The sequence below is a fragment of the Micromonospora endophytica genome, assembly GCF_003236305.1.
Lineage (GTDB): Bacteria > Actinomycetota > Actinomycetes > Mycobacteriales > Micromonosporaceae > Micromonospora > Micromonospora endophytica.
Map to the genome: position 1 here is coordinate 22,299 of NZ_POTX01000048.1, position 8,080 is coordinate 30,378.

General features: G+C 68.1%; 6 protein-coding genes. 1 reads left to right on the forward strand and 5 read right to left on the reverse strand.

Translation table 11 applies throughout. From position 1 onward, the window contains the following. Positions 1–26 precede the first annotated feature (26 nt). The 5 genes from C1I93_RS10090 to C1I93_RS10110 form a co-directional block, all read right to left on the reverse strand. Positions 27–1,451, reverse strand: coding sequence for an amidase (locus C1I93_RS10090; RefSeq protein WP_111242980.1), 1,425 nt, complete (start codon positions 1,449–1,451; stop codon positions 27–29). Beyond that, positions 1,451–3,355: a dipeptide ABC transporter ATP-binding protein gene (locus C1I93_RS10095; RefSeq protein WP_119663619.1), complete on the reverse strand. Its 1,905-nt coding sequence runs from the start codon at positions 3,353–3,355 to the stop codon at positions 1,451–1,453. Before C1I93_RS10095 ends, C1I93_RS10090 begins: the two co-directional genes overlap by 1 nt. Positions 3,356–3,361: 6 nt before the next feature. Further along, the gene (locus tag C1I93_RS10100; RefSeq protein ID WP_111242981.1) at positions 3,362–4,942 is read right to left on the reverse strand and encodes an ABC transporter substrate-binding protein; all 1,581 of its coding nucleotides are present in this window, start codon (positions 4,940–4,942) and stop codon (positions 3,362–3,364) included. Between the two features lie 70 nt (positions 4,943–5,012). Next, the gene (locus tag C1I93_RS10105; protein WP_181445100.1) at positions 5,013–5,888 is read right to left on the reverse strand and encodes an ABC transporter permease; all 876 of its coding nucleotides are present in this window, start codon (positions 5,886–5,888) and stop codon (positions 5,013–5,015) included. Beyond that, positions 5,888–6,907 carry an ABC transporter permease gene (locus C1I93_RS10110; RefSeq protein ID WP_223256205.1) on the reverse strand — a complete coding sequence of 340 codons (1,020 nt, stop codon included), beginning with the start codon at positions 6,905–6,907 and terminating at the stop codon, positions 5,888–5,890. Before C1I93_RS10110 ends, C1I93_RS10105 begins: the two co-directional genes overlap by 1 nt. 328 nt (positions 6,908–7,235) lie before the next feature. Here C1I93_RS10110 and C1I93_RS10115 point away from each other — a divergent pair, with 328 nt between their 5' ends. After that, positions 7,236–7,961 (forward strand): IclR family transcriptional regulator, encoded by a 726-nt coding sequence (locus C1I93_RS10115; protein WP_111242988.1) that lies wholly within the window; start codon positions 7,236–7,238, stop codon positions 7,959–7,961. Positions 7,962–8,080 lie beyond the last annotated feature (119 nt).

Sequence of the window (8,080 nt, forward strand, 5' to 3'; positions counted from 1 at the left end):
CCCACGCTGTCGGGCAACTGCCCGGCTCAGCGCAATCGCGGCGCGATCGAGTTCCAGGGTCGGGCGGTCTCCACCTGGTGTGCCACCCGGAGCAACAGGTCCTCGCGACCGAAATCGGCGACGAACTGCACCCCGAGCGGCAGCCCATTGTCCGTCACCGCCGCGGGAACCGATATCGCCGGTTGTCCCGTGGTGTTGAACGGCGCGGTGAAAGTCAGCACATCGACCGACTTCTTGATGCCGCCCGGTTCACGCCAGGGCCAGCCCACTTCCGGGGCCGGCGTCGAGAACACCGGAGAGAGCAGCAGATCGAAGCTCTGCCACCAGCCCGCCATGCGTACCTTGTAGCCCTGCTGCCAGGAGAGTTCGTCGGCCAGTTCCACCGCGCTCAGTTGCCGACCACGCTCTTCCCAGAACCGCGTGATCGGGTCCAGGTCGTCGGGGCCGGGCGCGGCACCCACCTCCGCCGTCAGCTGGTCCACCGACTGGGCGACGGTGACACTGAGGGTGTCGAAGAAGGCACTGAGGACATGCGGGTCGAACAGATCAACCGGATGCGCCTCCTCCACCCGGTGGCCCAGCGACTCCATCAGCCCGGCCATCGAAGCGACGGCGTCGCGTACCGAGTCCACCACCTGAGGCGCGTACGCCGGCGCCTGGGCGACATAGCCGATGCGCAGCGGGCGCGGATCGCGGCCGACGACCGCATCGCTCAGGTCACCGTGCCGGAACGCGGGCAGCCGCGGGCTCCGGTTCGCGCGGTCGGCCAGGAACTCGACGACGGCTGCGGTGTCCCGGACGCTACGGGTGACCACCGCCGGGACGCTGTGTCCCCACCTGTCACCCTTCTCGATCCGACCTGGCAACAGCCCATGGCTCGGCTTCAACCCGACCAGGTGGCAGAACGCCGCCGGCATCCGGATCGAGCCACCGCCGTCCCCGCCCTGACCCACCGCCACCATGCCGGCGCTGACCACGGCTGAGGCACCACCCGACGAACCACCGGGTGTCCGGGTGAGATCCCACGGGTTACGGGTCACGCCGTGCAGTTTCGTCTCGCTCACCGAGACCAGACCGAACTCCGGTGCCGCGGTCTGTCCCAGCACGATGAAGCCGGCCTGGCGCAGCCGGCGTACGACAGGCGAGTCCTCGGCGGCTGTCCGTCCCCGCCCGGCAAGGTAGACCGAGCCGAGGTGGGCGGGGGCACCGGCGAGCGCGTCCATCGACTTGACAAGTGTCGGCACCCCCGCGAACGGACCGTCGGTGCTGCCGGTGATGCGTCTGGCCTCGTCGAGCGCCTGCTCGTAGCGCTTGTGGACGACAGCGTTCACCTCACCGTCGCGCTGCTCGATGGTGTCGATGGCAGCCGCCACCAGCTCCTCGGCGCTGACCTCTCCCTCGCGGACGAGCCTCGCCTGCTCGTGCGCGTCACGATCCATCAGTCCGCTCATCACGATCCGCCCTGCTCGGCCACGGCGCCGCGCGCTGCCGGGAAGTGACAGGCCGCCTGTTGCCCAGGCCCGACCTCGGTCAGCGTCGGTGCCTCGGCCCAGCAGCGCGCTTCTGCCCGGGGGCAGCGCGTCGCGAAGGCGCAGGCGGGCGCGTTGTCGGTGGGCGGGGTCGCGTTGCCCGCCGCGCCGGAGCCGCCTACCCGAGGCGCTTCGCCCTCCCCGTCGTTGCGGTGCCGCGGGTCCGTCGAGGGCACGGCGGCGATGAGCGTACGGGTGTACCAGTGCTGTGGATTCGCGAAGATGGTCGCGCAGTCGCCCACCTCGACCACTCGACCGGCGTACATGACCGCGACCCGGTCGCTGACCTGCCGGACCACGGCGAGGTTGTGCGAGATGAACACGTAGGTGAGGTCGTGCTGGCTGCGCAGGCGGTCGAGCAGGTCCAGGACCTGTGCCTGCACCGAGACGTCGAGGGCGGAGGTGGGTTCGTCGAGAATGACGACGTCCGGTGACGAGCTCAACGCCCGCGCGATCGCGATGCGCTGCTTCTGCCCGCCGGAGAACTCGTGCGGCAGCCGATCTCCGCACCCCTCGGGCAGACCCACCTCGCGGAGCAGTCCGCGGACCCGGTCTTCGCCGTCGCCACGGCTGACCTTGCTGGCCCGCATCGGCTCCCGGATGGAGGTGCCCACCTTCAATCGCGGATTCAGCGAACCGGCGGGGTGCTGGAAAACCATCTGCACGGCGTCCCGGAAGCGCCGGGCCCGGGCACCGCGCAGTCTCGTGTAGTCGAGCCCGTCCATCGCCAACGTGCCCGCACTCGGCTTGTCCAGGTGGACGAGCAACTTGGCCAGCGTGCTCTTGCCGGAACCGGACTCGCCCACGATGCCCAGCACCTCACCCCGCTTGACGCTCAGCGAGACGTCGCTGACGGCGGTGATGTGTCGTCCCTTCACGCGGAACCGACGCGTCACCCCGGTCACCGTCATCAGGTCGGTACGGCGCTCCGGGTCACTGCCGTGCTGCCCGGTCACCGGAGCGTCACCGGCCTCGGTCCGCGCCGGCTCGGTGTCCAGGCTCGGTGCGGATTCCAACAGCTTGCGGGTGTACGGCGTCTCCGGGCTGAGCAGCACCTGCTCGACGCTGCCCTGCTCGACCACCGACCCGTCGAGCATGACGGCGACCCGGTCGGCGGTCTGGGCGATCACCCCCATGTCGTGGGAGATGAGCACGATGGCGACGTTGAGTTCGTCGCGGATCCGGCGGAACAGGCGCAGGATGCCGGCCTGGACCGTGACGTCGAGCGCGGTGGTGGGCTCGTCCGCGAGGAGGATCCGCGGCTTGCCGGCGAGCGCCAGCGCGATGGCGGCGCGCTGACGCAGCCCGCCGGAGAGTTGATGAGGATACTGCCGGGCACGTGTCTCGGGATTCGGCAGACCGACCCGGGCCATCAACTCCAGCACCTCGTTGCGGCACGCCGCTCCCCTGAGGCGCTGGTGGCGCTTCACCACCTCGGCGATCTGGGCCCCGACGCGCATGCACGGGTCCAGGGCGCCCATGGCGTCCTGGAACACCATGGCGACGGAGCTGCCCCGCAGGGTGTTCAGCTCCCGGGTGGAGGCCGAGCGAATGTCCACCCCGCAGACATCGAACCGCTCGGCCTCGATCCGGGCGCTGCGCGGCAGCAGGCCGAGCGCGGCCATGGCGACCGTGCTCTTCCCGCTGCCGCTCTCGCCGATCAGTCCGACGATCTCGCCGGGTTCCACGCGAAGGGTCACGCCCTGGACGCTCGGTGCTGCCTCGCCGTACCCAACGGTCAGGTTCCTGATGTCGAGCAGCGGCAGCCGGGCGGCGGGGTCTTCAGGGCGGCCCAGCGTCGTGGCCGACGGGGTCGTACTAGTCACGGCAAATCATCCCATCCAGACGTTCTTGAGGAAGATCCTGGTTCCGGTGGCGTCGGCCTGGTAGCCCTGCACCTTCGGCGACCAGACGTCGAACTGGCTCGGCGCCGCGTAGGGCACGATCTGGTACACGTTCTGGGCGATGTAGTCGCCGATCTCCTGGTACTTCGCCCGGCGGGCGTCGTTGCCGCCGGTGGTGGAGATCGCCTCGTCCATCATCTCCCACAGCTTCGGGTCGTCGACCTTCGTCGATGGGATGCCCTTGGCGAACCAGAGCGCGAGGTACTGGCTGGCGTCCGCGTTGAGCGCCGCGTTGAGCACGATCATGTCGGTCTGCCAGTTGCCGGAGAGCAGGTTGCTGACCAGGGTCGCGAACGGGATCTGCTGCACCTGAAGCTCGATGCCGATCTTCTTGAGCTGCTCGCTCATCAGCTGCGCGGTCGGCAGCGACTGCGAGTTGTCGGCCTGGAGGTTGATCTTGAGCTTGATGTCCTTCAGGCCGGACTCGGCGAGCAGCTTCTTGGCCTGCTCCGGGTCGTACCGGTAGAAGGGGGTGTCCTCGGTGGCCGCCGTGCCCAGCGGGTCGGCCGGCGGGATGGTGTACGCGAGTTCACCGGTGCCCTGGGAGCCGATCTCGATGAGCTGGTTACGGTCCAGACCCAGGCTGATCGCCTGACGGACCTTCTCGTTGGCCAGCGGCCCCTGGCTCACGTCCAGACCCACCCAGTAGGTGAGCTTGTACGCCGGGCCGACCTGCAGCCCGCGCTTCCCCAGCGCTTCGGCGTTCTTCGGCACCCGGGTCTGAATCATGTCGACGGCACCCGAGGAGAGCGCCTGCTGCCGGGTGGACTCGTCCGCCATCAGCCGGTAGTTGACCTGGTCGAGGTAGGGCAGGCCACTGTCCCAGTACCCGTCGAAGCGGACGGTGCTGATCAGCGAACCCTCCTGGAACTCTTGCAGCTTGAACGGGCCGGTGCCGTTCTCCTGGGTCTTGAGGGCGTCCTTGTCCTTGCCCTCCATCCAGCTCTTGTCGACGATGCCGCCACTCCACGGCTGAGCGAGCAGGTGCAGCAGGGACGACTGCGGACGCGACAGCACGACCTTCACGGTCTTGTCGTCCACGATGTCGATGCTCTCGAAGCTGTAGAGCGACGCGTACGGCGAGTGCTGGTCCGGGTCGACGATCCGCTCCAGGCTGAACTTGACGTCCTCGGCGGTGAGCGCCTCACCGTTGTGGAACGTGACGTTCTCGCGGAGCGTGAACTGATATTCGGTGGGCGACACCTCCTTCCACTCCGTCGCGAGGGCGGGCTTCAGGGTTTCGAGGTCGGTGTCCAGCGCGAGCAGTCCCTCGTAGAACTGAGACACCATCCGCTTCGAGTTGAAGGACTGCGCCATGATCGGATCGAATCCGCTCAGTGGCTGGCTGTCCTCGCCGATGGTGAGTGTGCCGCCGCGACGCGGCTCACCGCTGGCCGTCGTGCCCGGCGATTCGGCGGACGAGCCGCCGCATCCGGCCACCGCCGCGACCAGGGTGACGAGCGACGCCGCCAGCACCCCGATCCGACGGGAGTTGGTGACAAGAGACATGAGGGTTGCCCTTCTTCGTGTGCTCGTCGGGAGGGAACGACAGAGCTGGGGGATGGAACTGGTCCGAGAATCAGATGAGGGAGCGGCTGCCGCCGCTGAAGCCTTCGCCGATGAGTCCCCAGGCGAAGGAGGCGAGCAGAAGCGCACCGGCCGGACCGAGTGGCAGCCAGGGGCACTCGATCATGTAACTCTGGGCGGCGTAGATCATGTTTCCCCAGCTCGGGTCCGGCGGTTGGACACCGAGGCCGAGGTAACTCAACGACGATTCGATGAGGATGGCGATAGCCGCGGTGTTGGCGAACTGCACGGTCATGAGCGGCAGGACGTTGGGCAGGAGATGCTTGACGGCGATGACCGGATCCGGCACGCCGGACACCCGAGCCGAGAGCACGAACTCCCGCTCGCGCAGTTCCAGACACTTCGCCCGAACCACCCGGGCGAACTGCGGTACGGCGATGAGCGCGAGCACCAGGACCAGAATCGTCTTCGTGGGGTTGAAGACGGTGACCGCGCTCAGTGCGAGCAGCAGCGAGGGAAAGGAGAGGACGAGGTCGATGCCGGCCATCAGCCACGAGTCGAGCCAGCCGCCTCGTAGCCCGGCGGCGATACCGATCGCCGAGCCCACCAGCAGCGCGAGCGCCGCGGCGAAGAACGCGATACCCAGTGATGTCTGCCCGGCGGTCATCAGCCGGACGAGATAGTCCCGGCCGAGGTCGTCGGTGCCCAGCAGGTGCTGGGCACTCGGCGGCGAGAACGGCGCGCCGGCCACCTCTGAGGGCGTGTAGTCGGCCCACAGGTGGACCGTCATCGACAGCACCACCAGCGTGACCAGGAGCAGGATTCCCGCGCTCGCCTCCCGCCGGGTGCGGAGAAACGCGGCGAACCAATGGCGTTGCCGGTTCGGCACCGCTTCCGGACCGACCCGGACTGGGGCTGCGTGCGTCATCATTTCGCTCCGATCTGCGGATCGATAAGCGGAAGAAGAAGGTCGACGGCGAAATTCAGCACGACGTAGGTGGCCCCCAGGACGAGAATGCACGCCTGGGCGACCGCGACGTCGTGCTGGGTGATCGCCGTGACCGTGAGTTGTCCGATGCCCGGGATGGCAAAGACGTTCTCGATCAGGATGGAGTTGCCGACGATTCCGGCCATCTGGAGTCCCGCCACCGTGGCCACGGGAGCAGCCGCATTCCGCAGCCCGTGTCGCATCGTCGCCTGCAGGTGCGTGCTGCCGGTGGCCAACGCGGTGCGGATGAAGTCCTGCTCGTAGACCTCGAGCATCGAGGAGCGCATGAACCGGCACAGCGTCGAGCCCAGCGGCAGCCCGAGCGCGATGCTGGGTAGCACCATGCTCTGCAGGTTCTGAGCGGGATCCTGCGAGAAGGGCACGAAACCGAGGGTGGGCCAGCTCGGGAACGCGATCGAGAAGAGCAGGACCAGCGCCACACCGAAGGCGAACACCGGGATGGCCAGGCCGACGAAGGTCGTCGCCCGGGCCGTGGCGTCGAACAGACGCCCCCGCTTCATCGCGGACAGCGCCCCCGCCGGAATCCCCCAGGCGATCGAGGTCAGGGTCGCGAAGACCGCGAGTTGCAGGGTGTTCGGCAACCGGTCGCCGATCAGCTCGCGTACCGGCAGGCCGTTGAAGACCGACGTGCCGAAGTCACCGCTCAGGGTGTTGGCCAGCCACGTCACGTACTGCACGGGCAGCGGCTTGTCCAGACCCAGGTCGGTGGTGAGCCTGGCTCGGGTCGCGGCGTCGCTGTAGGGGCCGGCAAGCGTGTCGACCGGGCTGCCGGGCAGCAGGTGCACCAGCCCGAAGGCCAGCAGGGAGAGGGCGAAGAGGACGATCACCCCCCGCAGCGCCCGCCGGATGATAAACCCGACAAGCGGTGGGGGGACAGGCAGGCGAAGCGCACGTTGGCGTGGTTGCGCCCCTGACGCCCCTGTCACGGATTGCGACATGTCAACTCCTGTCGGTCACGGAACTCGGGCTGGCGATCGGTGAAACATTGCCTGGTCATGTCGTTCCGTGTTGCGTATCGTACGATGTACGGCTACCTCGTCAAGGGGCAAAATCGCCGACGATCGTGGTTAACCAAGACGTAACAACCGGTGCCGCTCGGCAGAGGCGCACGACCCCCCGCCACCGCCCGTAGCCGGCACCGAAGAACGACTGACGACCCGCGCGAATCGAAACGCCCGCCGTGCTGAGGAGGTGTACTCGGTGACCCGACCAGCGGTAAGACCCAGTCCCGTGACACGGGACATCAGCAGTCGCGATCAAGCGAACATGCTGGAGAAGAGCCTCCGGATACTCCAGGCGTTCCGGTCCGGTGATCGCAAGCTGCGCCTCAACGAACTGGCGGAGCGCACCGGGATGCCGAAATCGACTGTGCATCGCCTCAGCCAGGAGCTCATCGACCACCAGTTGCTCGCCCGGGATTCCGAGGGCTACGAACTCGGGCTCGGCCTGTTCGAGCTCAGCGCGCTGGTGCCGCTGAAGCAACGGCTGCGCGAGAGCGCACTGCCGTTCATGCAGGACCTCTTCCTGGCCACCCACGAGACCGTGCACCTCGGGGTCCGGCAGGATCTCGATGTCGTCTACGTCGAGAAGATCTACGGCCACTCCGACCTGGCGTTGCCCTCGCGAGTCGGCGGCCGCCTCCCGTTGAGCTGCACCGCTGTCGGCAAGGCACTGCTGGCCTTCAGCGCGGACGACGTCCGCGCCACGGTCCTGGCCAAGCCGCTGCGGCGGATCACCGCCAACTCGATAGTCGATCCGGAGCGGCTGCGCCGTGAACTGGCCGAGATCCGGGCCACCGGGCTGGCGTTCGAGAGCGAGGAGGCCACGGTCGGTCGGGCCTGCGTAGCCGCGCCGGTCGTCGTACAGGGCGAGGCGGTCGCGGCCATGTCGATCTCCGTACCGATAGCCCAGTATCGAATCCCGCAGCTGGCCGCCGCCGTGAAGACGGCAACGCTCGGGCTGGCCAGACAGCTCAGGGGCAGGTCGGCATGACGAAAAACGCCGGCTCTCCCCCGCCCCCGGTCCGACGAATCACCGTTCCGTGCCACGGGACAACCGCCCCATGCCCCACGGCGGCTCGGTCACAGTGAGCCACATGCCCACCCCTGCAC

Excerpts from the sequence above, each read along its gene's own strand:
- C1I93_RS10110 (WP_223256205.1), bottom strand. The coding sequence starts at position 6,907 with ATGTCGCAATCCGTGACAGGGGCGTCAGGGGCGCAACCACGCCAACGT.
- C1I93_RS10115 (WP_111242988.1), top strand. The coding sequence starts at position 7,236 with ATGCTGGAGAAGAGCCTCCGGATACTCCAGGCGTTCCGGTCCGGTGAT.
- C1I93_RS10105 (WP_181445100.1), bottom strand. The coding sequence starts at position 5,888 with ATGACGCACGCAGCCCCAGTCCGGGTCGGTCCGGAAGCGGTGCCGAAC.
- C1I93_RS10090 (WP_111242980.1), bottom strand. The coding sequence starts at position 1,451 with ATGAGCGGACTGATGGATCGTGACGCGCACGAGCAGGCGAGGCTCGTC.
- C1I93_RS10100 (WP_111242981.1), bottom strand. The coding sequence starts at position 4,942 with ATGTCTCTTGTCACCAACTCCCGTCGGATCGGGGTGCTGGCGGCGTCG.